Origin of the sequence: Micromonospora sp. NPDC047074 (genome assembly GCF_040643815.1) — a bacterium.
Classification (GTDB): Bacteria; Actinomycetota; Actinomycetes; order Mycobacteriales; family Micromonosporaceae; genus Micromonospora.
The window spans coordinates 76,713-97,724 of record NZ_JBEYVB010000001.1; the positions used below are offsets into that span (position 1 = coordinate 76,713).

The following is a 21,012-nucleotide window of genomic DNA, read 5'->3' on the forward strand; positions in this document are numbered from 1 at the left end:
CCGCAGCAGCGGCGTCGGATCGGCGGGCCTGGTCACGACCACGCCCGGGCGGCCACGACGCAGGCGTCGTCGCGACGGATGCCGGCGTCCCGCAGCAGCGTCGCGGCCACCACCAGGGGCGACCGGTCGGCGAGACCCGGGTAGTCGGCGAGCTTCCAGCGATCGACCACCCCGTCACTGTGCATCACCAGCAGAGCGCCGGCGTCGAAGGGGTAGTCGTACTCGCGGACCGCAGGTCGCTGGTGCCCCGCGATGCCGGGCAGCGAGACCAGGCCCCGCCGCTTGCCGTCCGCGCCGATCACGGCGGCGGAGATGTTGCCCAGCCCGGAGTAGCGCAGCACCCCGGCCGACGGGTCCGGCTCGGCCACGGCCAGTGCCGCGCCCCGGGTGTGCGACATCGAGCGGTGCAGGTGCTGGACCACTGCCGCCGGCGGCCCCGCCGGCGCCCTGCGGAACGCGTCGAGCGCGGCGTCGGTGGCGGCGGCGGCGAGCGGCCCGTGCCCCAGGCCGTCGCAGGCCAGCACCTGCCGCCGGCCCTCGACGATCCGCCACGCGTACCCGTCGCCGCTGACCGACTCCCCCGCCAGCGGCCGGGTGAGCGCGCCGACCCAGGGCCGTTCGTCCGCGCCCCGGCGGTCCGGCCAGATCTGGACGGCGAGGACCGTGCCGCGGTCCGGCCGGGAGTAGCCGTCGAACCAGGTCGCCTGTCGGACGATCGCGCCGAGGCCGATGCCGAGCGTGCCGGTGGTGGAGTGCCCGTCCTGCGAGGAGACGGCCAGGTCGACCATCCCCGGCCCGGCGTCCACGGCGACCAGCTCCACGCCGGCCTCCCCGTCGCACCGCACCGGCCGCAGCAGCAGGATGCCGTCCTCGGCGTGCTTGACCAGGTTGCTGGTCAGCTCGGCGGCGACGATGGCCAGGTCGGCGGTGCGGGCGTCACCCAGGTCGAGCTGGACGCCGAGCCGCCCGGCGGCCCGCCGCACCGCGCTGGCCGCGCTGCCGCTCTCGACCCGGAACCAGACCCCGCGGTCGGAGACCACGTCGTCGTTCATCGGGACCACTTGGTGACCGTGATCCGGGTGCCCTCTCCGACGGCGGTCTGGATGTCGAACTCGTCGACCAGTCGGCGTGCCCCGCTCAGCCCGAGGCCGAGCCCGCCACCGGTGGTGTAGCCGTCGGTCAGCGCCAGGTCGAGGTCGGCGATGCCCGGACCGGAGTCGGCGAAGACGATCCGCACGCCCCGTCGCCGGCCGTTGTCCACCGTTGCCACCTCGACCGAGCCGCCGCCGCCGTAGACCAGCGTGTTGCGGGCCAGCTCGCTCGCCGCGGTGACCAGCTTGGTCTGGTCGACCAGCGAGAGCTTGACCGCCACGGCCACCGTACGCACCAACTGCCGGACTCGTACGACGTCCTCGTCACTGCGGATCGCCTGCGCCTGCGGTTGGCCCAGGTCGACGCCCGCCGTCACGACGACGCCGTCGTCTCGGCGTCCGGTTCGTCGTCCAGCACGAACTCGTCCTCGTCGACGTGGGCCACCGCGATCAGCTCCATGCCCCGCTCGACGTTGAGCGCGGTCCGGATGCCGTTGAGCGACAGGCCCAGCTCCACCAGGGTGATGGCGACGGCGGGCCGCATCCCGACCACGACCGTCTCCGCGTCGAGCACCTTGGAGATCGAGGCGATGGTCGACAGCATCCGCCCGACGAAGGAGTCGACGATGTCCAGGGCGGTGATGTCGATGATCACGCCGTGGCAGCCGGTGGCGACGATCCGCTCCGCGAGGTCCTCCTGGAGCTGGACCGCCGTCTGGTCGGACATGTCGACCTGGATGGAGACCAGCAGGATGTCGCCGATCTTGAGAATCGGCACCCGCTCCATCACGCCTCCCGGCGCTGGCGGCGGGTCTCGGCCCCGGTGAGTCGGAGGACGTGCCGCAGCGCGTCGGCGAGGCTGGCCTTGGTGGCGATGTCGCCGAACTCGATGCCCAGGGCCACGATGGTCTGCGCGATCTGCGGCCGGATGCCGGAGATGATGCAGTCGGCGCCCATCAGCCGGGCGGCCACCACGGTCTTGAGGATGTGCTGGGCAACCTGGGTGTCCACCGCCGGTACACCGGTGATGTCGATGATCGCGTACGGCGAGCCGGTGTCGACCAGGGTCTGGAGCAGCCGCTCCATCACCACCTGGGCCCGGGCCGAGTCGAGGGTGCCGACCAGCGGCACGGCGACCACGCCCTCCCAGAGCTTCACCACGGGAGTGGACAGCTCCAGCAGCTGCTCCGCCTGGTCGGCGATGAGGCTCTCCCGGGTGCGTACGTAGGCCTCGAAGGTGAACAGGCCCATCTGGTCGATCAGCCCGGAGAAGGCGACGTAGTCGCGGAGCGCGTCGGGGCCGCCCTCGACCTCGAGCAGCTCCAGCAACGCCTGCTTGAGCGCGAACACGCTGATCGCGGTCTCGGAGGCGGAGAAGCCCTGGCGGGCGCGGCCCCGGGACAGCTCCGAGAGCACCGCGCGCAGCTCCGTGGCCTGCTCGGAGTCGAGGTCGACGGCACCCTCGCTGGCCGCGACAATGCTGCCGTGCAGCTCCTGCACCTGCCGGCGCAGCTCCGCCTGGCTGAGTCGCCCGCGCAGGGACGTGGCGACGATCTCCGTCCAGCGCTGCGTGATCTGTTTGGCGTGACCCGTCAGCAGATTCGCCAACCGGGTGCTCTCGTCGGCGCTCAGCGCCATGGCAAACCCCTCTCGACCTGGACGGCGGACTCTATCACCGGAGGTCCGCGCACTAGTTGCCGCACGGCAAACGAATGCCGGGTATCACGGGACACCCGATCCTGTTCTGCGTACCCCCCCGATCGTGGGATACCGTTTCCCCGATAACAGGAGGTCTGGCGAATGTCCTTGACGGTGCACACGGAACAACGTGGCGACGTGGTGGTCGTATCGGTCGCGGGCGAGCTGGACATGGCGACCGCGCCGCAGTTGCAGGACCAGATCACCGATCTGCTCGACAAGGGCCGCAGCCGGCTGGTCTTCGACCTGGCGAACGTCTCGTTCTGCGACTCCACGGGCCTGTCGGTGTTCGTCCGTGCCAAGAACAGCTGCGACGAGGCCGGCGGCGTGGTGCGGCTGGCCGCCCCCCAGCGGGGCGTGCTCCGCATCCTCGAGGTGAGCGGCCTCGTCGAGGTGCTGCACACCTACCCGACGGTCGAGCAGGCCGTGGCCGGCGAACCGACACCGGCCTCCTCCTGACGGTCCCGCGTCACGCCTCGTCCTCGATGTGCCGGGGACGGGCGATCACCATGCCCGCCCCGGTCTGCACGGCGAGCGCCACCAGCAGGAACCCGATCGGGGCGGTCCACCCGCCGGTCGTCTCGTAGAGGACGCCCACCAGCAACGGCCCCAGGGCCGCGATGAGGTAGCCGACGCTCTGGCTGAACGCGGACAGCGCCACCGTCCCCTCCGTGGTCCGGGCGCGCAGCCCGATGGTGGCCAACACCAGCGGGAAGGCGCTCTGCCCGATCGCGAGCAGCACCATCCAGACCAGCGCCCCGGCGTGCGGCGCGGCGGCCAGCCCGGCGTAGGCCACCACCATCGCGGCGGAGAGTGTCAGCACCAACGGGCGCAGCGAGCGCAGCCGGCCGGCCAGGGTCGGCATCAGCAGCGCGATCGGCACGCCCAGCGCGGTCACCCCGGCGAGCAGCAGGCCGGCGTCCTGCGGCCGGTAGCCGGCATCGCGGAAGAGCTGGGCCAGCCAGCCCATGATCGCGTAGGCGCCCAGCGACTGCGTGCCGAAGTACACCGCCATCGCCCAGCCGAGCCGGGTCCGTCCCGGCCGGATCCGGCTCGGGCGGGCCGCCGCCACCGCCCGGGTTTCCGCCCGCCGGGCCGCGCGCGCCCGCAGCGCCAGCGGCACCCACGGGAGTACGGCCACCAGGGCCAGCCCGGCCCAGACGGCGAGCCCGGCCCGCCAGGAGCCGAACAGGTGGGCCACCGGCACCGCCGCCGCGGCGGCCACCGTCGAGCCCACGGTCAACGTCATCGAGTACGCCCCGGTGACCAGCCCCACGCGGTGCGGGAAGTACTGCTTGACCAGCAGCGGGAGCAGGACGTTCGCCACCGCGATCCCGGCCAGCGCGAGGGCGCTGCCGGCGATGAAGACCAGCGGGGAACCCGTGGCGACGCGGACGAGCTGCCCGGCGGCGAGGATCAGCATCGCCACCACCAGCACGCGGGCCGGGGAGTGCCGGCGGACCAGCCGGGGGGTGAGCGCCCCGAAGGCGGCGAAGGCCAGCGCGGGCAGGGTGGTGACGAACCCGGCGAGCGCGCCGGAGAGCGCGAGGCCGCCGCGCACCTCGTCGAGCAGGGCACCCAGGCTGGTGATCGCGGCCCGCAGGTTCAGCGCCACGAGCAGCATGCCGACGAGCACGAGCAGGCCGCCGGTGACCGGGTTGGCGGCGCGGGGGGACCGCACGTCCGCACCCGCCACGGCGCCGGAGTCGACGGGGGCGGCCGGGGCGGCGATGGGTGGCGGGGTCATGAGTCCGAACCTACAATCATGGGATGAATTTCGGGCAGGTGATGTAACCAGTGCCACCGCCGGTTGATTCCGCCACCGCGCCGCCCCGGGGGCACCGGGTGCGGCAGACCATCGCGCAGCTCAGGGAGCGGATCCTCGGCGGCGAGTGGCCGGTGGGCGGGCGGATCCCCACCGAGCCGCAGCTCGTCGCGGCGCTCGGCGTGGGGCGCAACACGGTCCGCGAGGCGGTCCGGGCGCTGGTGCACGCCGGGGTGCTGGAGTGCCGGCAGGGCTCCGGCACGTACGTCGTCTCGACCGACGAGCTGGCCCCGGTGGTGGCCCGCCGGCTCACCGACGACCGGATGGCCGAGGTGGTCGAGGTGCGCCGCGCCTTCGAGGTCGAGGCCGCCCGGCTCGCCGCGCTGAGGCGTACGACCGAGGACCTGGCGGCCCTGGACGACGCGCTCGCCGCCCGCGAGGCGGCCTGGCGCGGCGGCCGGGTCGACGAGTTCGTGGAGGCCGACGCCGCGCTGCACACCGCCGTGGTCGCGGCGGCGCACAACGGCATGCTCGCCGAGCTGTACGCCTCGGTCGGGGCGGCGCTGCGCAGCACGATCACCCAGTCGATGGGTGACGCGCTGGAGCCGGAGCGCTACGTCGACCACTCCCGGCTGGTCGAGGCGATCCGGGCCGGCGACCCGGGCCGGGCGGCGATCGAGGCCGGCGCTTTTCTGGAGCCCTCGCCCGGGGCATAGGTTGTGCCGGACGGAAGACCGGACACCTCGGGAGTACGGATGCTCAAGGGCTTCAAAGACTTCATCATGCGCGGGAACGTCGTCGACCTGGCGGTCGGTGTCGTCATCGGCGCCGCGTTCACGGGCGTGGTCACCCAGCTCACCAAGTCGTTCCTGGAACCGTTCGTCCGGGTGCTCATCGCCCTGCTCACCGGCAGCGAGAACGGCCTCGCCGGCTCGACGCCGACCTTCCGGAACATCCCGTTCGACTGGGTGGCGTTCGTCAACGCGTTGATCACCTTCCTGCTCACCGCGGCGGCGCTCTACTTCCTCGTGGTGTTCCCGATGAACAAGCTGGCCGAGCGGCGCAAGCGGGGCGAGGAGCCGCCGCCGAAGGCGCCGAGCGAGGAGGTCCGGCTGCTCACCGAGATCCGGGACGCCCTGGTGGCCGCCGGCCACACCGCCCCCGGGCAGCAGCGGAGCGCGCTCGACGACGTGCTCCGGCGCCGGGAGGAACCGCCCACTGGGCGCTGAACCCGGCACACGCACATCGGCCCCTGCGGGAATCCCGCAGGGGCCCGCTTTTTTCGTACGCATGTTCGATAGAGTCCCCGCCATGGAGCAGCGAAAGCACTGGTGGAACGGGAAATGGGGCCGACTGGCCCGGCGGGACGTCTTCCTCCGGGTGGACGCCGACCGGTGGCACGTCGAGCAGCGTGCCGGCGGCTCCGAGGGCGTCTCCCGGTTCTACGAGTACGACACCGCCGAGGACGCCGAGGAGACCGTCCGGGCGCTGCTCCACGGCACCGACACGTGGCGCGAACTCTCCCCCCGCCCCCCGACCGCCTGGTCCCCGGAGCCGTGACTCACCGCCAGCACGAGATCTTGGACAGTTGCCGTTCGGCCCGAGCGACAACTGTCCATGATCTCGACGATGGTTTAGCCGGAGCAGGGGCCGGGAACCGCCCCGGGATGGAGCAGCAGGGCACCGAGCGGCAGGCGACAGTTTCCCGGGTCACCACGGGCATGCGGGTGATCGACGTCGACGGCACCGAGGTGGGCACCGTCGACCTCGTCCAGCGGGGCGACCCCAACGCGGTGACCGTGCAGGCGACGACCGCCGACCCGGGCAGCAGCCTGGACGAGCTGATCGAGTCGACGGCGGTCGAGGAGCCGGACGTGCCGGCCGACCTGGCCGCCCGCCTGCTGCACAGCGGCTACCTGAAGGTCACCACCGACCTGGTCCGCACGGGCGCGGTCTACGTGCTCGCCGAACAGATCGCCACCGTCGCCGACGGCCGGGTACGCCTCGACGTCCCCGCCGGGAACCTAGCGCCGGAGGAGTGAGCCCTGCCGCTCGGTCGGAGCCGGCGCGGGCTCGGGCGCGGGCCCGGCGGAGCGGTCGCGGAAGAGCAGGAGCATCAGCGCTCCGGCGACCAGGCCCCAGAACGCGCCGCCCACGCCGGCCAGGGTCACCCCGGAGGCGGTCACCACGAAGGTGACCACCGCGGCCTCCCGGGCGGCCGGCTCCGCCAGCGCCGAGGTGAGCGCGGTGGCCAGCGCGCCCAGCAGGGCCAAACCGGCCACCGCCTCGATCAGCACCGGCGGGGCGAGGGCGACCAGCGCTGTGGCCGCCCCGGCGCCCAGCCCCAGCAGGGCCAGCCCGATCCCGGCGGTGACCGAGGCGATCCACCGGCGGTCCGGATCCGGGTGGGCGTCCGGGCCGGCGGCCAGCGCGGCGGTGATCGCGGCGAGGTTGACCGCGTGGCCCCCGGCGGGAGCGGCGGCCATGCTGGTCAGCCCCGTGGCCCGCAGCGCGGCGCCGAGCGGCGGCCGGTAGCCGTAGCCGACCAGCACCGCCGTCCCGGGCACGTTCTGCGCGGCCATGGTGACCAGGAAGAGCGGCAGGGCCAGGCCGACGATGGCGGAGACGCTCCAGGCCGGGGTGGTCAGCTCGACCGTGGGCAGCAGCCGCGCTCCGCCGAGGCCGGTGACCGGGGTGGTCGACGCGATCGCCGCCACCGCGACGGCCAGCGCGCCCGGCACCGCCCACCGCCGGGCGAACCGGTGCAGCAGCAGCCAGGCCAGCACCACGGGAACGGCCAGCCGGGGCACCTCGACCAGGGCGCGGACGGGCGCGGTGCAGAGCGGCAGCAGGACCCCGGCGAGCATCGCGCCCGCGATCGGCCGGGGAATCGCCGCGACGGCCCGCCCGAGCGCCGGGAACAGCCCGGCGGCCACGATCAGCACACCCGAGACGAGGAACGCGCCGACGGCGACGGGCCACCCGCCGGGAACGGTGCCGGTGGCGGCGAGCAGCGCCGCCCCCGGGGTGGACCAGGCGACGCTCATCGGGATCCGGTGCCGCAGGCCAAGCCAGACGGCGGAGACCCCGGAGGCCAGGCACACCGCGAGCAGCCCGGAGGCGGCCTGCGCGTCGGAGGCGCCGACGGCCCGCAGGCCGGCCAGCACCACAGTGAACGAGCTGGCGAATCCCACCAGCGCGGTCACCACGCCCGCCAGCACCGGTTGCGACAGTCCTGCCATCCCCGCCCCCGATCGTTCCGTTTACGGAACACAAACCTGTAGCACCATAGCGGGGTGCCGCAGACGTCACCAGTCCACCGTTCGGCCCCCGACCCGGGTGCCGGGGCCGTCGGCCGCCGGGTCCGCGCCCTGCGCGAGGAACGGGGGATGTCGCTGTCCACCCTGGCCCGGCTGGCCGGGGTGGGAAAGGCGACCCTCTCCGGGCTGGAGAACGGCACCCGCAACCCGACCCTGGAGACGCTCTACGCGATCACCGCGCAGCTCGGCGTACCGCTGACGGCCGTGCTCTCCGGCCCGGCCGCCGGCCCGACCGTCCGCGGCGCGGCGGTGAGCGCCACGCTGCTGGAGGTCTTCGAGGACGCCGACGCCACCTACGAGCTGTACCGGATGCTTGTCGCGCCCGGCCCGGAGCAGCTCTCCCCCGCGCACCAGCGGGGCGTCACCGAGCACGTCACCGTCTTCGCGGGCGTGCTGCGGGCCGGCCCGGCCGACGCGCCGCTGACCGCGGCCGCCGGCGGGCACCTGCGCTGGACCTCCGACGTGCCGCACGTGTACGCCGCCGTCGGCGACGAGCAGGTCGCCGCCAGCCTCCTGCTCCGCTACCCCCGGCGGTGACGCCAGGTGTAAGGAAGGGCCCCTTGCTAACGCATAGCGTTAGCAAGGGGCCCTTCCTTACACCTCAACCGGGCGGGCGGGTGCTCAGCCGTCGACAGGCGTCGACACCGGCAGCCGCCGCTGCACAGCCCAGATCGCCGCCTCGGTACGCGACGCCGACCCGGTCTTGCGCAGCAGGTTGGACACGTGCACGGTGACCGTACGCACCGAGATGCCCAGCGCCCGCGCCGCCTGCTTGTTGGACATCCCGGCGACCAGGCAGTCCAGCACCTCGATCTCCCGCCCGGTCAGCTCGGCGTCGACCGGGTCGGCCGGGCGACGCGGCGCCACCACCGGCGGGTGCGGAGCCGGTGCCGGCCGGAGCAGCGCCTCCGGGCCCCGGCCGGCGTGCGCGGCGAGCAGCTCGGTCAGCGCGTACGGGTTGCCGCCGGTGCGTCGCCAGACGGCGCGCACCAGCCGGCCGGACGGGCGCGGGTCCGCGTACACCTGGGTCAGCACCTCGGCCACCTCGGCCGGGACCAACGGTCCGAGATGTTGGCGGACGGCGCCCCGGACGCCACAGAACCGGGCCAGGGCGCGGACCGCGAGGTCCGGTGCGACCGCGTCCTCGGCGGGCCGGCTGGCCACCACCAGCAACGCCGGCAGGTCGGTGGCCGTGGCCAGCTCGCCGACCAGGTTGAGGCTGGCCGGATCGAGGGCGTGCAGGTCCTCCACCACCAGCACGGCCGGGCCGGAGCCGACCAGCAGCCGGACGACGCGCACCGCGAGCCGGAGCAGGGTGCCCGGCGCGTAGCGCTCGCGCGGCGCGGTCGGCTGCTGGGCGAGCCAGGCCAGCGCGTCCGGCGGAAGGTCGAGCCGGCTCGTGTCCCGGCCGGTGAGGACGGCGGCGAGCCAGTCGTACGGGGCGGGGCTGTGCACCCGGGCGGCGCCGGAGAGCACCACCGCCGGCCGGGGGGCGAACGCGTCCAGGGCGGCCGCGACCAGCAGGGACTTGCCCACTCCGGCGGCACCGGTGATCACCGCGACGGTCGGCGCGGGCCGCCGGGCGGCGACCACGGTGGACCACGCCCGGTCGAGCTCGGCCAGCTCACCGGCGCGTCCGACCATCGACACCGGCATCATTCCCCAACCCTACGCAGTAGTGCGTAGAGACGGCGGGAGGGTGTTCTTGGCAAGCTTGACCCCATGACGCTGATCCTCCGCTCGGCCATCCTCAACGACATCGGCCTGGTTCGCGCCAACAACGAGGACTCCGCCCTCGCCGGTGACCGCCTCGTCGCGGTCGCGGACGGCATGGGCGGCCTGCCCGCGGGCGAGGTGGCGAGCGAGATCGTCATCCGCATCCTGGACGAGCTGAGCCCGCCGACCACCCCCAACGAGGCGGCCGACGCGCTGCGGGCCGTGGTGAGCACCGCCAACCAGCGCATCCACGCCGCCATCACCGTCGACCCGGCACGCGACGGCATGGGTACGACGCTGACCGCCGCCCTGCTGGCCGGTGACGCGCTGGTGCTGGCCCAGGTCGGCGACTCCCGCTGTTACCTGCTGCGCGGCGGGGAGCTGACCCAGCTCACCCGGGACGACACCTTCGTCCAGGCGCTTGTCGACCAGGGTGCCCTCTCGCCCGAGCAGGCGCGGCACCACCCGCAGCGGTCGCTGGTGACCCGGGCGGTGCAGGGCTCGGACACGCCCCCGGCGGTCGGGGTGCTCACTGTCGTCGCCGGCGACCGGCTGCTGCTGTGCAGCGACGGCCTCTCCGACTATGTCGAGGACGCCGCGATCGCCGCCGCGCTCACCACGTACGGCGACCGCCAGCAGTGCGGCGAACAGCTCGTCAAGCTGGCCCACCAGGCCGGCGCGCCGGACAACGTCACAGTCGTGGTCTCCGACGTCACGGCCGTCTGAGCCGGATCGCCGGGGATTGCGGTTGCGAGGACCGCCGGGGCGGGATGGGATGGGCGGATGAGCGTCCGCCAGGTGACCGCCGAGGAACGACTGACCACCAGTTTCGCGCTCGGCGCGTACGCCTTCGAGGCGTCGCCGCGCAGCGCGGCGCGGGCGGAGGAGTTCCGTGGTTACCTGCCCTACAACAAGGGCAACCGGACGCTTGTCGTCGAGGAGGGCGGCACCACGCTGGCCGCCGCCTCGGCCATCCCGATGCGGCAGAACCTGCGCGGCGAGGTGCTGCCGATGGCGGGCGTCGCCGGGGTGTCCAGCCACCCGCTGGCCCGCCGGCAGGGGCACGTACGCACGCTGCTGCACCAGCTCCTCGACGAGATGCGCGACGAGGGACACCAGCTCAGCGCGCTCTACCCGTTCCGGCCGTCGTTCTACGCCCGGTTCGGCTACGTGGGGCTGCCGAAGCCGCGTACGGTCGCGTTCTCGCCGGCCGACCTGGGCGAGCTGCTCGCCGCCGACCTGCCCGGCGAGGTGGGTTGGGGGCGGATCGGCGACGGCTACCAGGGGTGGCGTGCGTTCACCGAGCGGTGCCTGAACGAGCGGCACGGCTTCGCGATCTTCCCCAGCTACCGGGACGTGGGGCTGCGCGACCGGGACGAGCACTGGCTGCTCACGGCCCGCTCCGGCGGCAAGGTCACCGGCGCGGTCCTCTACCGGATCGACGACCACGGCGGCACGCTCGTCGCCGACGACCTGCTCGCCACCGACCCGGTCGCCCGGATGCTGATGTTGCAGTTCTTCGGCCGGCACGTCGACCAGGTGGAGCGGATCACCGTCCAGGTGGCCGCCGACGAGCTGCCCGAGCTGTGGCTCACCGACCTTGCCGTGCACGTCGAGGCGCGGGTGGCCCGGCCGAGTGCCGCCGCGCCGATGGCCCGGCTGCTCTCGGTCGACGCGCTGGCGGGGCTGCCCGCCGGGCCCGGCCGGGTGCGGGTGGAGCTGACCGGTGACCGCTGGCTGGCCGGGTCGTACCTGCTGGACGGCACGACCGGCACGCTGGAGCTGATCGGCGGCACCGCCGCCACCGCAGGCTCGCCGCCGGCCGCCACGCTGACCGCCGCCGGTGTCTCCGCCCTGGCGTACGGGGTGCTGGACCCGGTGGAGGTGGGCCTGCGCGGGCTGGGCGAGGTGCCGGCCGACGCCGCGACGGAGCTGCGCCGCCTCTTCCCCCGCCAGGTCCCCTACGTCGTCGCCGACTTCTGACCGCGCCCGTCCGGGGGCCTTGAGACCACGGCCGGCGGCTCAGTAGGGATTGCCGTGGCCGACGCTGCGGGCACGGAGCGCGACGGCGGGGCGGCCGGGGCGCTCGGCGGTCGCCGACATCGGCGGGCTGGCCGTGTGCGCCCCCTCGGCCATGCCGGCGAAGAGTTCCTTCAACGCGCTCACCGCGTCGTGGCGCGGGCGCCAGCCCAGCTCCGTCTCGGCGCGCTCGCTCGACATCAGCGGCGCGTGCAGCGCCAGCCGCACCCAGCCGGCGTCGATCGGTTGCAGCCGCGCCCGCCAGGTCAGCGCGGCGGCGGCGCGCAGCACCGGGGCGGCCACCGGCACCGTCCAGCCGTGGAAGTGCCGGGCCACCAGCTCCGGGGTCAGCACCGGGTCCGCCGCGACGTTGAACGCGCCGCGCGCGTCACCGAGGACCGCCCGGGCGTACGCGTCGGCGACGTCGTCGGTGTGCACCGCCTGCATCCGCAGCCGCCGGTTCGCCGGCACCAGCGGGATCCGGCCGAAGCGGAGCAGCCGGGTCGGCACGAACGGGCCGAGGAAGTAGCGGGAGATCTCGGTGGCCGCCGCCCGCTGGAAGTTCAGGCCGGGCCGCAGCCGCACCACCCGCAGCCCCGGGTGCTCCCGCTCGGCCCGGTCGAGCAGCGCCTCCACCTCGGCCTTGTGCACGCTGTACGACGAGCCGGGCACCCCGGTCGCCGGCCAGCGCTCCGAGACCGGCTGGTCCTTCGGGCCGGACGCGTAGGTGCCGACCGACGACGCGTACACCAGGGCCGGCACACCCGCGAGGACCGTCGCCTCGATCACCGCCGTGCTGCCGCCCACGTTGGTCCGGCGCAGCACCCGCTGGTCGTGGCTGGGCTGGATCTGCCAGGCCAGGTGCACCACCGCGTCGGCGCCGGCGAGGATCTCGGCGAGCTGGCCGGGCGCGCCGGGCAGCCCGATGTCGCAGGAGTGCCACTCCACCTGGTCGTACGGCTCGCCGCAGTCCGGGCCGGGCAGCCGGCGGGCCACCCCGACGAGTTCCACCCCGCGCTCCCGGCGCAGCCGGCGCAACAGGGCGGTACCAGCGTTGCCGGTCGCCCCCACCACCACGATCCGCATGCCCGCCCCGTACCCGGTCAGCCGCGAGTCAATCGCGCCCCGGCTCGGCGGTGCTCACCCACCCCGGACCAGCAGCGCGGCGATCAGGCAGGCGAACGCGGCCACCGAGGAGAGCGTGCGGACGAGGTTCCACCGCACCCAGGCCCGCTCGAACCAGCCCCGCACCTCGGCCAGGTCGGTGATCCGGTCCACCGGGCCGGCGGCCTCCAGTCGATCGTTGAGCGGCACGTTGAGCCGCATGGTGACCCCGAAGGTGACCAGGTAGCAGACCAGCGCGGCGACGATCCAGAACAGGACCGGGCCACCCCGGCCCAGGTGCGCGGCGCCGGCCACGACGAGCAGCAACAGCGCCCCGATGAAGGCGCCCAGGAACCAACCGTTGAGGATCTTCCTGTTGATCGACTGCATGGTCCCGACCAGCGTCCGGTCGTCGGTCGCGGCCAGACCCGGCATCACCGAGCAGGTGTACGCGAAAAACAGCCCCGCCACCAACCCGGTGGTCAGGGTCGCCCCGGCCAGGGCAGCGATACGGACAATCTCGATCACGATGACCTCCCCACCGCCATCTCACCACCCCCGCCCCACCCCCGCCCCACCCCCGTTCCCCGCTCCCCACGCCGGGCCGATCCGTCGACCATGCACTTTCGACCCTCCCCCGTTCCGCGATCATGGACTTTCGGCCTCTCCGTTCCGCGATCATGGAGTTTCGGCCCCCCAAAAGTGCGCTTTGCTCCTTTTGTCGGGGCCAGAACTGCATGATCGCTGGCGAGAGGGGGCGGGGGGCGGGGGGCGGGGCGGGCGGGGCGGGGCGGGTTAGGGAGCGTTGGGGCGGGCCCAGGCGGTGAAGCGGTCGGCGAGGTCGAGGTGGGGGCGGGGGCCGTCCAGTTCGGCCAGTTGGCCGGCGGCCTCCTCCTGGAGAGTCGCCAGGTAGACCAGCAGTGCGGTCCGGTCGGTGCGGTACTCGCCCAGCAGACGCAGCTTCGCCGCCGAGCAGGGCCAGGCGATCCCGCAGACCGCACACCGCCAGGTGGGACGGGACGGCAGATGGTCGCGCCGCCGGGTCATCGCGCCGGCCCCCGCGCCACCGTCGCCCGGTCCACGCGGACGGAGGCGTACCGCTCGCGCGGCCGGAGCGTGCCGTCCGGGGCGAACTCCCGACCGCGCAGCTCGACCCACTCCGCGCCCTCGAACGGCTCGGCTTCGAGGACCTCGATGACGTACATCGTCAGGGTCCCGATGCCGAACCGGTAGGAGTCCTCCGGTACGCGGACGACCTCACCCGGCACGATCGCCCGCGCCCCACCTGGCCTGTCGACCACCACGTCCAGCTCCCACCCGCCGGCCCGCCACTCCTGGAAGGGGCCGCCCGCCGGACGCTCGCCCGGGCGGCCCCGCGAGGGCGCCCCCGGCCAGCGCTCCACGGACACCCCTCGCTGGTGACACTCTGCTGTGGAGGCGACTACGCTCGGAAGGCTGTGTGCGCGTCCGGGCCGAGCTGGCCGAGTCCAGGCCCGACCGGAGGCGCCATGAGTAGTCGATCTTCAAATCGGGAGGCCCTGAATGGCCGACGTACCGAGTCCGCTGGCCGCCTTCGTCGTGGCCGAGATCCGCCGCGCCCGGGGTGCCGCCGGCATGACGCAGGAGACCTTCGGCAGGGGCTCGGGTTTCAGCGCCTCGCACGTCAGCGCCGTCGAGAGCGGCACCCGGGCGCTGACGATGGACTTCATCAAGGGCGCCGATCGGGCCCTGAAGACCGGCGGGCTGTTCGAACGGCTCATCGCCAGCGTCGGCGCTCCGTCCTGGTTCCTGCCCTGGCTCGACGCCGAACGCGCCGCCACCCAACTCCGCTACTTCGAGCCGAACCTGATCCCGGGTCTACTCCAGACCGAGGACTACGCCCGCACTGTGCTGCGCTCCGTCGACATCCTCACCAGCGACGAGGTGGAGCAACGCCTCTCGGCTCGCATGGAGCGCCAGAAGATCCTGACAGGCGACCGGCCACCGCAGTTCGTCGCGGTGTTGGACGAGGCAGCGCTGCGCCGCTCGGGCAATGACATCGGCGGGACCATGGCACAACAGATCGCGCACCTGATCGCCCGAGCCGAGCTGCCGCACGTTCATGTGCATGTGATCCCAGCGGGGAGCGGCCTACACGTCGGCTTGTCGGGACCGTTCGCCCTGGCCCGCTCCGGCGAGGGTGTCTGGGTCGGACACCTTGAGAACCAGCTTGCCGGTGTTGTGATCGACAAGGACGATGACGTAGCTACGCTTCAAGCCCGGTGGGAAAGCGTGCGGAACGAGGCTCTGCCTCGCCGGCAGTCCATCGACCTACTCAAGGAAGTAGAGAGTCATCATGGACCTCAATAACGCCCGGTGGCGCAAGTCCACCCGCAGCGGCGCGAGCGGTGGAAACTGCGTCGAGGTGGCCGACAATCTGCCCGGCGTGGTCGCCGTCCGCGACTCGAAGGACCCGTCCGGCCCGGCCCTCACCTTCGCCCCCACGGCCTGGCGCGCGTTCGTCGCCCGCGCCGCCGGCCGGGCCTGACCGACTCCCGTACCCCCGGATCCGTCGTGGAGGGCGGGTGTCCCCGCCCTCCACGACGGGCGACTACCGGGCGATCAGCAGCAGCAGTGCCCGCCCACCCAGGCCGTACGTGGTGGCGGCGCCACCGATCAGGGCCTCGCTGCCGGGGCTGGCCACCTGGTTGGGTCCTTCGGCCCAGGTGGAGGTGTCGGTGACCCGGTACCACTGCTTGCCCGGCGGCGGGGCGGGCAGGGTGAAGGTCACGTTGCCGGACCAGCCGTTGTAGGCGACGTAGAGACCCGAGTCGCCGAACTCGCTGCCGTCGATGCGCCAGGCCAGCGCGTGGTTGTTCGCGTTGCCCCAGTACGCACCGTCCGGTGCCGTGCCCGCCGGGGTGAACCATTCGAGCTGGCCCAGTCCGTTGCCGTTGGTGTCGGCGGCGGTGTAGAAGTTCGCCGGTCGCAGGGCGGGGTGTGCCTTGCGGAAGGCGAGCAGCCGGCTGGTGAAGGCGGCGAAGGTCGTCTGGTCGGCGTCGGGGGTCCAGTCCAGCCAGTTCGCGCTGGAGTCCAGGTTGTAGGGGTTGTTGTTGCAACCGGTGGTGCGCAGGTACTCGTCGCCGCCGGTCATCATCGGGGTGCCCGCCGACAGCATGAGGAACGCGTGACCGTTGCGGGCCGCCCTGCGTTGGTCGGCGGCCACGCCGCCCTGGTCCCAGGAGATGTTGTCGTCGGATCCGCCGTCGGACGGACCGTACGGCCATGGTTGGTTGTTGTTCTTGCTGTTACAGGCGTAGAGGTCCCGCAGCGTGAACCCGTCGTGGGCGACCACGAAGTTCACCGAGTTCCAGGGGCGCCTGCCGTCGTCGCCGTAGAGGTCGGACGAGCCGGCGAACCGGTCGGCGAGGGTGGCGGGCGTGACCGCGTCGACGCCCATCTTGTTCTGGTCGCGGCGGAGGGTGTCGCGGTAGATACCGTTCCATTCCGACCAGCCGGTCGGGAAGTTGCCGACCTGGTAGGTGTTTCCGCCGATGGCCCACGGTTCGGCGATCCAGTCGACGCCGGCCCCACCGCCGGCAGGGCGCGCGGACATCTCGGCGACCAGGCGGTTCAGTGCGGTGCCGGGGTCGGTACGGCTGTAGTTGAAGCAGCCGTGCTGGCAGGTGTTGCCCAGCACGGACGCCAGGTCGAACCGGAAGCCGTCGACGCCGAGCGTGTCCTTCCAGTAGGCGACGGAGTCGACGATGAGGTTCTGCGCGGCGGGGTTGAAGGTGTTGTAGTTGCCGCCGACACCGGTGTTGTCCCAGGGGCTCTGCCGGTCGCCGGTCAGCGAGTAGTAGGTGGGGTTGTCCAGGCCGCGCCAGGAGAACAGGTTGTAGGTGAACTTGTCGCCCTGCGGCCCCTCCTCGCCGGTGTGGTTGTAGACCACGTCCACGAGCACCTTGATCCCGGCGTCGTGGAACGCCTTCACCATGGCCTTGAACTCGGCCGTGGGACCGCCGGGAGACTTGTCGTAGGCGTAGCGCCGGTCGGGGGCGAAGTAGTTGAGGGTCATGTAACCCCAGTAGTTGTCGCCGGCGGTGCTGGTCGGGTCGACGTCGTGGGTGTCGTTCTGCGTCTCCTGGAGGGGCAGGAACTCCACCGCCGTCACACCCAGCGACGCGAGGTAGGCGGCCTTGAGCCCGGCGCCCCGGTAGGTGCCGCGGTACGCCGACGCGATCGTGGGGTCGTTCTTGGTGAGTCCGCGTACGTGCACCTCGTACACGATGTCGTCCTTGAGCGCCCGGGTGGGCTTGGTGCCGAATCCGCCGGCCGTGGGCGTGAGGACGATGCCCTTGGGGGCGAACGTGCCGGTGTCGACCGCGCGGTTGGCACCGCTGCGGTAGCCGGCCACGTCGGGACGGCTCGGCGTCTGCGGGTCGTGGCTGATCTCCCGCGCGTACGGGTCGATCAGCAGCTTGTTGGGGTTGAACCGGTTGCCGGCGGCGTCGACGTCGGAGACGAATCCCGCCGTCGATCCCTTCGTCCAGCTTGTGTGGTACGGCCAGTTCGGTCCCCAGGCGCGGTAGCCGTAGTAGACCGTGCCGGTGATGCCGAGGCGGTTCAACTCGGCGACGGTTACCGTCTTGGCGAAGATGCCGCTGTTGCCGGTCAGCACGTAGCTGACCCGTTCCTGCGCCCCGGTGGCGGCGCTGTAGAGGTAGAGCGCGATCCGGGTGGCCGTCGCCGAGCGGACGCGGAAGGTGATCTCGCTGGCGGCCCCGTTGTAGCGCGCGCCCAGCGACTGCCCGTCGATCGCGGCCTGGGCCACCGGTGCGGTGACCAGGCCCGAGGGCAGTACGCCGGTCAGGCCGACAAGCATCGCGACGAGCAGGGCGAGACGTCGTGGTGCGGGTCGGGTGGTCGTCCTCGGCTCCGGGGCCGCGGTGAGCGGCGTGGAGCGCGATTGGGGGTTCATGCGAAAGACCTCCTCGCGGGGGGCGGGGTGTGGGGCGAGGAGGTCGGCAGCGGGCCCGTCCACCGACCATCGAACGATGCAAGTCCTTGCAATGTTTCCAGGACGCTACCATCCAGGATCATCAAAGTGAACATGCTCGATGTGAGTCAGAGGGCTGGAACGGGCCAGCGAGGTGTCACGCCGCCTGGAAGGTGTTGCACAGCCAGCAAGAACTCGGCGCGCCGGAGACGCCCGCCCACCGTGGGCAGGCGTCTCCGGCGGCGGTTGCCCGCGCCCGGCCGGCCCTCACCCGACGACACCCGTGTCACGTCGGCCAGGGGTCTCCAGCCGCGAACTGATCGTCGTGAAGCCCCCACCCGCCCGGGCGCCGGCGGCGATGGCTGTGAGCACCTCGAGGACGTGGAGCCCCCGGGTCGCCGAGGCCAGCGCGGGCCGGCCCGCCAGGATGGCCCTGGCCATCTGGACCAGGCCCATCCCCATGAATCCGTCGGACTCGCGCGGGTCGGGAAGCACCTCGACGAAGTCGGTACCGCCCGATCCCCTGAGCAGCACGGGGCCACCCCACGAGTTGGCCTGCGCCGCGACGATCGTGCCCTCGGTGCCGTGGATCTCGAGGTGCGGCGTACGCGTCGCCACGACGTCGAAGCTGGTCACCAGCGTGCCCAGGGCGCCGCTGGCGAACTCCAGGACGCTGGTGAGGTGGGTGGGTGTCCGCACGCTGAAGGTCGACCCCGCGCGGGGTCCGGTCAACACGACACGCTCGGTACGCGCGGTCGCGCCCAGCGCCCCCACCCGGACGACGGAACCCATGAGTTCGGTCAGCACCGTGAGGTAGTACGGACCGATGTCGAACAGGGGCCCGGCACCCTCCTGGTAGAGGAACTCCGGCTCGGGGTGGAACCGTTCCGGTCCGGCGTTCATCATGGCGGCGTTCACCGAGGTCGGGGTGCCGATCGCGCCGTCGGCGAGCAGTGCCGCGCAGGTCCGCGCCCCGACTCCCAGGAAGGTGTCCGGCGCGGTACCGACCTGCAACGACCGTGCCCGGGCGGCCTCGACGATGCGGTGACCGTCGGCCATGGTGGTCGCCAGGGGCTTCTCCGTGTAGACGTGCTTGCCGTGCTCCAGGGCGCGCAGGGTCACCTCGGCGTGCGCCCTGGGTGGGGTCAGGTTGAGAACCAGGTCGACGTCCGGATGAGCCAGCAGGTCGTCGACCGGGTGCACCGCCGGCACCGCGTGGGCGGCGCCGAGCGCCCGCGCACGCGCCGGGTCGGCGTCGGCGCAGGCGACGACGGTGACCGCCGGTTCTCCGGCGAGGTTGGTCAGGTAGCGGGAACTGACGTTTCCGCACCCCACGACCCCCACCCGCACGACCCCTCCGTCGTGGACCATGTCAGGAGAGCCTGATCTCGTGGCCGGCCCGCGCCGACTCGTAGATCCCGTCGAGCATGCGCATGACCTCCGTGCCGTGGGAGACGGGGGCCATCTGCTCGGCCTCGCCCAGGCACAGCGCGACGAAGTGCGCGATCTCGTTGGCGAACCCCTCGGCGAAGTCGAAGCTGAGGTGGTCGATCTGCGGTCCCACGTTGAGGACGGTGTCGTGCATCTCGGTGGCGATCCGAAGCTTCGGTTCGAGTTCCGCGCCACCGCGCTCGCCGAAGACCGCCACTTCGAGGCGGTCCTCGAGTGCGTGCAGGGAGTAGCTGGTCTCCAACGTCAGGGACGCCCCGTTGTCGAACCGGATGAGGGCGACGGCGAAGTCCTCGACGTCGCTCTGCGTCGGGTCGTAGTCCGCGACCTTGTACCGCGACAACGACGTGACGTTCGCCCGGTTGCCCAGCCGGGCGTGGGTGACCGCGCTGACCGTAACGGCCTTCGGGGTGCCCATGAAGTACCAGCAGAGGTCCAGGACGTGCACGCCGATGTCGATGAGCGGTCCCCCGCCGGACCGCTTGTGGTCCGCGAACCAGCCACCGGGGTTGCCGAGCCGTCGGATGTTCGTCGCGCGCGCGTGGTAGACGTCGCCCAGCAGCCCGCTGTCGACGAACGACTTGAGGACCTTGGCGTTCGCGCCGAAGCGCCGGACGAAGCCGACCTCCAGGTGCCGGCCGCTGCGCTCGACAGCCGCGACGAGCGCCTCGGCCTCGCCGGCCGTACGACTCAACGGCTTCTCCACCAGGACGTGCTTGCCGGCGTCGAGCGCCGCCGTGGCGATCTCCGCGTGGCTGTCGTTCCACGTGCAGATGCTCACCGCGTCGATCTCGGAGTCGGCGAGCAGGCTGTCGAGCGTCGGGTGCACGCGGGTCACGCCGAAGGTCTCGGCCTTCTGCGCGCTCCGCTCCTGGTTGACGTCGAACACCCCGACGAGGTCGACGTCCGGGTTGGCGGCGTACGCGCCCAGGTGCATCTCCGCGATGCTCCCGACGCCGATCACGCCCACGCCGAGCCGGCTCACTTCGCCGCCTCCGCCTCGGCGAAGAGCCGCTTCGCGTTGGCCAGACCGATCGGGTTGGCCATCAGGCACTCCTCGATGCCCTCGAACTCGATGGACACGAAGCCGTCGTAGCCGGCGTCGACGATGCCCCGCACGATCCTGCGCATGTCGAGGTCGCCGTAGCCGACGATGGAGCCGAGCAGGTAGTTGCCGCCGGGGGTGTGGTGCCAGCCGTCGCCGGGGTACTGCGAGCGGACGTAGAAGTCCTTCAGGTGCACGATGCTGGCGTACGGGGCGTTCTCGGCGACCGACACCACCGGGTTGTCGTCCACCGACATGAAGTTGCCGACGTCGAGGGTGGTCTTGAAGTTCGGCTCGTCGACGAGGTGGATGAGCCGGCGTACGCGCTCACCGCCGTTCATCAGCAGCCCGTGGTTCTCCACGCTGGTGGTGATGCCGTACGGGGCGGCGTACCGGGCGATCTCCTTGCACGCCTCCACCATGCGGGGCAGCAGCGCCTCGAACTCGGCGATGTCCTTCGCCCGGTGCGCCCACTTGGCGACGTCGTGGCGGAAGAGCTTGATGTCCAGCGCGGCGGCCACCTCGATGTGCCGCTTGACCCGCTGCATGTTCTTCTCGGCGTTCTCGCCGAGCAGGTCGGCCGGGACGACGAGGTTGGACAGGGTGACGCCCTGGTCCGCCGCGCGGGTCTTGATCTCCTGGACGAATCCGGGGTCCTGGTCGAGCGTGGAGGTGTCGTTGGAGATCTCCGGGGAGAGCGACACCGTCGCGATCTCCATGTGGGTGGCGTCGCTGGCGCCGATCCAGTCGATGACCTCCAGGAGGCTCATCCGGTTGGTGCGCAGGTGCTGGTAGAAGGAGTAGGAACTGAAGCCGAACTGCACGGG

General features: G+C 72.6%; 25 protein-coding genes. 10 read left to right on the plus strand and 15 right to left on the minus strand.

Annotated elements, in window-relative coordinates:
* Positions 1-32 precede the first annotated feature (32 nt).
* From ABZ809_RS00355 to ABZ809_RS00370, 4 genes are read right to left on the minus strand one after another with little or no spacing between them, the layout of a single operon-like run.
* On the minus strand, positions 33-1,052 hold the full coding sequence (locus ABZ809_RS00355) for a SpoIIE family protein phosphatase (protein ID WP_357560155.1): 1,020 nt from the start codon (positions 1,050-1,052) through the stop codon (positions 33-35).
* Positions 1,049-1,468 carry an ATP-binding protein gene (locus ABZ809_RS00360; protein WP_357560156.1) on the minus strand — a complete coding sequence of 140 codons (420 nt, stop codon included), beginning with the start codon at positions 1,466-1,468 and terminating at the stop codon, positions 1,049-1,051. The genes ABZ809_RS00355 and ABZ809_RS00360 overlap by 4 nt, the downstream gene beginning before the upstream one ends.
* Positions 1,465-1,878, minus strand: a complete 414-nt coding sequence (locus ABZ809_RS00365; RefSeq protein WP_357560157.1) for an STAS domain-containing protein — start codon at positions 1,876-1,878, stop codon at positions 1,465-1,467. The genes ABZ809_RS00360 and ABZ809_RS00365 overlap by 4 nt, the downstream gene beginning before the upstream one ends.
* Positions 1,878-2,729 carry an STAS domain-containing protein gene (locus tag ABZ809_RS00370; RefSeq protein WP_357560158.1) on the minus strand — a complete coding sequence of 284 codons (852 nt, stop codon included), beginning with the start codon at positions 2,727-2,729 and terminating at the stop codon, positions 1,878-1,880. The genes ABZ809_RS00365 and ABZ809_RS00370 overlap by 1 nt, the downstream gene beginning before the upstream one ends.
* A 162-nt stretch (positions 2,730-2,891) precedes the next feature.
* On the opposite strand from ABZ809_RS00370, the gene ABZ809_RS00375 reads away from it, so the two are divergent.
* On the plus strand, positions 2,892-3,248 hold the full coding sequence (locus ABZ809_RS00375; RefSeq protein WP_357560159.1) for an STAS domain-containing protein: 357 nt from the start codon (positions 2,892-2,894) through the stop codon (positions 3,246-3,248).
* A 10-nt stretch (positions 3,249-3,258) separates the two neighbouring features.
* On the opposite strand, the gene ABZ809_RS00380 is transcribed toward ABZ809_RS00375, so the two are convergent.
* A complete protein-coding gene (locus ABZ809_RS00380; RefSeq protein ID WP_357560792.1) occupies positions 3,259-4,413 on the minus strand; it encodes an MFS transporter in 1,155 nt (384 codons plus the stop codon).
* A gap of 173 nt (positions 4,414-4,586) precedes the next feature.
* Here ABZ809_RS00380 and ABZ809_RS00385 point away from each other — a divergent pair, with 173 nt between their 5' ends.
* The 4 genes from ABZ809_RS00385 (at position 4,587) to ABZ809_RS00400 (ending at position 6,596) form a co-directional block, all read left to right on the plus strand.
* A complete protein-coding gene (locus ABZ809_RS00385) occupies positions 4,587-5,270 on the plus strand; it encodes an FCD domain-containing protein (RefSeq protein WP_357560160.1) in 684 nt (227 codons plus the stop codon).
* Between the two features lie 39 nt (positions 5,271-5,309).
* Entirely contained in the window at positions 5,310-5,783 is a 474-nt protein-coding gene (gene mscL / locus ABZ809_RS00390; protein ID WP_357560161.1) for a large conductance mechanosensitive channel protein MscL, read from the plus strand.
* An 82-nt stretch (positions 5,784-5,865) separates the two neighbouring features.
* The gene (locus tag ABZ809_RS00395; RefSeq protein ID WP_357560162.1) at positions 5,866-6,114 is read left to right on the plus strand and encodes a hypothetical protein; all 249 of its coding nucleotides are present in this window, start codon (positions 5,866-5,868) and stop codon (positions 6,112-6,114) included.
* 107 nt (positions 6,115-6,221) lie between these two features.
* A complete protein-coding gene (locus ABZ809_RS00400) occupies positions 6,222-6,596 on the plus strand; it encodes a hypothetical protein (protein WP_357560163.1) in 375 nt (124 codons plus the stop codon).
* Here ABZ809_RS00400 and ABZ809_RS00405 read toward each other — a convergent pair.
* Positions 6,579-7,796, minus strand: coding sequence for a benzoate/H(+) symporter BenE family transporter (locus tag ABZ809_RS00405; RefSeq protein ID WP_357560164.1), 1,218 nt, complete (start codon positions 7,794-7,796; stop codon positions 6,579-6,581). The genes ABZ809_RS00400 and ABZ809_RS00405 overlap by 18 nt on opposite strands.
* Before the next feature lie 147 nt (positions 7,797-7,943).
* Between ABZ809_RS00405 and ABZ809_RS00410 the strand changes: the two genes are divergently transcribed.
* A complete protein-coding gene (locus ABZ809_RS00410) occupies positions 7,944-8,411 on the plus strand; it encodes a helix-turn-helix domain-containing protein (RefSeq protein ID WP_357560165.1) in 468 nt (155 codons plus the stop codon).
* An 84-nt stretch (positions 8,412-8,495) separates the two neighbouring features.
* On the opposite strand, the gene ABZ809_RS00415 is transcribed toward ABZ809_RS00410, so the two are convergent.
* The gene (locus tag ABZ809_RS00415) at positions 8,496-9,533 is read right to left on the minus strand and encodes an AAA family ATPase (protein WP_357560166.1); all 1,038 of its coding nucleotides are present in this window, start codon (positions 9,531-9,533) and stop codon (positions 8,496-8,498) included.
* Between the two features lie 63 nt (positions 9,534-9,596).
* Between ABZ809_RS00415 and ABZ809_RS00420 the strand changes: the two genes are divergently transcribed.
* Both ABZ809_RS00420 and ABZ809_RS00425 read left to right on the plus strand, forming a co-directional pair.
* Positions 9,597-10,316 (plus strand): PP2C family serine/threonine-protein phosphatase, encoded by a 720-nt coding sequence (locus ABZ809_RS00420; protein ID WP_357560167.1) that lies wholly within the window; start codon positions 9,597-9,599, stop codon positions 10,314-10,316.
* 57 nt (positions 10,317-10,373) lie between these two features.
* Positions 10,374-11,573 (plus strand): GNAT family N-acetyltransferase, encoded by a 1,200-nt coding sequence (locus ABZ809_RS00425; RefSeq protein ID WP_357560168.1) that lies wholly within the window; start codon positions 10,374-10,376, stop codon positions 11,571-11,573.
* Positions 11,574-11,612: 39 nt separating this feature from the next.
* Here ABZ809_RS00425 and ABZ809_RS00430 read toward each other — a convergent pair whose 3' ends face one another.
* From ABZ809_RS00430 to ABZ809_RS00445, 4 genes are all read right to left on the minus strand, one after another.
* A complete protein-coding gene (locus ABZ809_RS00430; protein WP_357560169.1) occupies positions 11,613-12,695 on the minus strand; it encodes an NAD-dependent epimerase/dehydratase family protein in 1,083 nt (360 codons plus the stop codon).
* Positions 12,696-12,749: 54 nt separating this feature from the next.
* Positions 12,750-13,241, minus strand: coding sequence for an anthrone oxygenase family protein (locus tag ABZ809_RS00435; RefSeq protein ID WP_357560170.1), 492 nt, complete (start codon positions 13,239-13,241; stop codon positions 12,750-12,752).
* Positions 13,242-13,508: 267 nt separating this feature from the next.
* A complete protein-coding gene (locus tag ABZ809_RS00440; RefSeq protein WP_357560171.1) occupies positions 13,509-13,760 on the minus strand; it encodes a flavin reductase in 252 nt (83 codons plus the stop codon).
* Positions 13,757-14,116 carry a hypothetical protein gene (locus ABZ809_RS00445; RefSeq protein WP_357560172.1) on the minus strand — a complete coding sequence of 120 codons (360 nt, stop codon included), beginning with the start codon at positions 14,114-14,116 and terminating at the stop codon, positions 13,757-13,759. Before ABZ809_RS00445 ends, ABZ809_RS00440 begins: the two co-directional genes overlap by 4 nt.
* A gap of 139 nt (positions 14,117-14,255) precedes the next feature.
* Here ABZ809_RS00445 and ABZ809_RS00450 point away from each other — a divergent pair, with 139 nt between their 5' ends.
* Together ABZ809_RS00450 and ABZ809_RS00455 are read left to right on the plus strand one after the other, a co-directional pair.
* On the plus strand, positions 14,256-15,062 hold the full coding sequence (locus tag ABZ809_RS00450) for a helix-turn-helix transcriptional regulator (RefSeq protein WP_357560173.1): 807 nt from the start codon (positions 14,256-14,258) through the stop codon (positions 15,060-15,062).
* Complete coding sequence (locus ABZ809_RS00455) at positions 15,049-15,240, plus strand: DUF397 domain-containing protein (protein ID WP_357560174.1); 192 nt, start codon at positions 15,049-15,051, stop codon at positions 15,238-15,240. Before ABZ809_RS00450 ends, ABZ809_RS00455 begins: the two co-directional genes overlap by 14 nt.
* Before the next feature lie 63 nt (positions 15,241-15,303).
* On the opposite strand, the gene ABZ809_RS00460 is transcribed toward ABZ809_RS00455, so the two are convergent.
* From ABZ809_RS00460 to ABZ809_RS00475, 4 genes are all read right to left on the minus strand, one after another.
* Positions 15,304-17,673: an isoamylase gene (locus tag ABZ809_RS00460; protein ID WP_357560175.1), complete on the minus strand. Its 2,370-nt coding sequence runs from the start codon at positions 17,671-17,673 to the stop codon at positions 15,304-15,306.
* A gap of 285 nt (positions 17,674-17,958) precedes the next feature.
* Positions 17,959-19,062: a Gfo/Idh/MocA family oxidoreductase gene (locus ABZ809_RS00465; RefSeq protein WP_357560176.1), complete on the minus strand. Its 1,104-nt coding sequence runs from the start codon at positions 19,060-19,062 to the stop codon at positions 17,959-17,961.
* 1 nt (position 19,063) lies between these two features.
* Positions 19,064-20,125, minus strand: coding sequence for a Gfo/Idh/MocA family oxidoreductase (locus ABZ809_RS00470; RefSeq protein WP_357560177.1), 1,062 nt, complete (start codon positions 20,123-20,125; stop codon positions 19,064-19,066).
* Positions 20,122-21,009: a sugar phosphate isomerase/epimerase family protein gene (locus ABZ809_RS00475; protein WP_357560178.1), complete on the minus strand. Its 888-nt coding sequence runs from the start codon at positions 21,007-21,009 to the stop codon at positions 20,122-20,124. The genes ABZ809_RS00470 and ABZ809_RS00475 overlap by 4 nt, the downstream gene beginning before the upstream one ends.
* Positions 21,010-21,012: the final 3 nt, after the last annotated feature.

Coding starts and splice junctions, on each gene's coding strand:
- ABZ809_RS00395 (WP_357560162.1), top strand. CDS start 5,866: ATGGAGCAGCGAAAGCACTGGTGGAACGGGAAATGGGGCCGACTGGCC.
- ABZ809_RS00465 (WP_357560176.1), bottom strand. CDS start 19,062: ATGGTCCACGACGGAGGGGTCGTGCGGGTGGGGGTCGTGGGGTGCGGA.
- ABZ809_RS00365 (WP_357560157.1), bottom strand. CDS start 1,878: ATGGAGCGGGTGCCGATTCTCAAGATCGGCGACATCCTGCTGGTCTCC.
- ABZ809_RS00410 (WP_357560165.1), top strand. CDS start 7,944: ATGTCGCTGTCCACCCTGGCCCGGCTGGCCGGGGTGGGAAAGGCGACC.
- ABZ809_RS00415 (WP_357560166.1), bottom strand. CDS start 9,533: ATGATGCCGGTGTCGATGGTCGGACGCGCCGGTGAGCTGGCCGAGCTC.
- ABZ809_RS00355 (WP_357560155.1), bottom strand. CDS start 1,052: ATGAACGACGACGTGGTCTCCGACCGCGGGGTCTGGTTCCGGGTCGAG.
- mscL (WP_357560161.1), top strand. CDS start 5,310: ATGCTCAAGGGCTTCAAAGACTTCATCATGCGCGGGAACGTCGTCGAC.
- ABZ809_RS00400 (WP_357560163.1), top strand. CDS start 6,222: ATGGAGCAGCAGGGCACCGAGCGGCAGGCGACAGTTTCCCGGGTCACC.
- ABZ809_RS00430 (WP_357560169.1), bottom strand. CDS start 12,695: ATGCGGATCGTGGTGGTGGGGGCGACCGGCAACGCTGGTACCGCCCTG.
- ABZ809_RS00375 (WP_357560159.1), top strand. CDS start 2,892: ATGTCCTTGACGGTGCACACGGAACAACGTGGCGACGTGGTGGTCGTA.
- ABZ809_RS00370 (WP_357560158.1), bottom strand. CDS start 2,729: ATGGCGCTGAGCGCCGACGAGAGCACCCGGTTGGCGAATCTGCTGACG.
- ABZ809_RS00420 (WP_357560167.1), top strand. CDS start 9,597: ATGACGCTGATCCTCCGCTCGGCCATCCTCAACGACATCGGCCTGGTT.
- ABZ809_RS00440 (WP_357560171.1), bottom strand. CDS start 13,760: ATGACCCGGCGGCGCGACCATCTGCCGTCCCGTCCCACCTGGCGGTGT.
- ABZ809_RS00460 (WP_357560175.1), bottom strand. CDS start 17,673: ATGAACCCCCAATCGCGCTCCACGCCGCTCACCGCGGCCCCGGAGCCG.
- ABZ809_RS00450 (WP_357560173.1), top strand. CDS start 14,256: ATGGCCGACGTACCGAGTCCGCTGGCCGCCTTCGTCGTGGCCGAGATC.
- ABZ809_RS00455 (WP_357560174.1), top strand. CDS start 15,049: ATGGACCTCAATAACGCCCGGTGGCGCAAGTCCACCCGCAGCGGCGCG.
- ABZ809_RS00380 (WP_357560792.1), bottom strand. CDS start 4,413: ATGCTGCTCGTGGCGCTGAACCTGCGGGCCGCGATCACCAGCCTGGGT.
- ABZ809_RS00405 (WP_357560164.1), bottom strand. CDS start 7,796: ATGGCAGGACTGTCGCAACCGGTGCTGGCGGGCGTGGTGACCGCGCTG.
- ABZ809_RS00425 (WP_357560168.1), top strand. CDS start 10,374: ATGAGCGTCCGCCAGGTGACCGCCGAGGAACGACTGACCACCAGTTTC.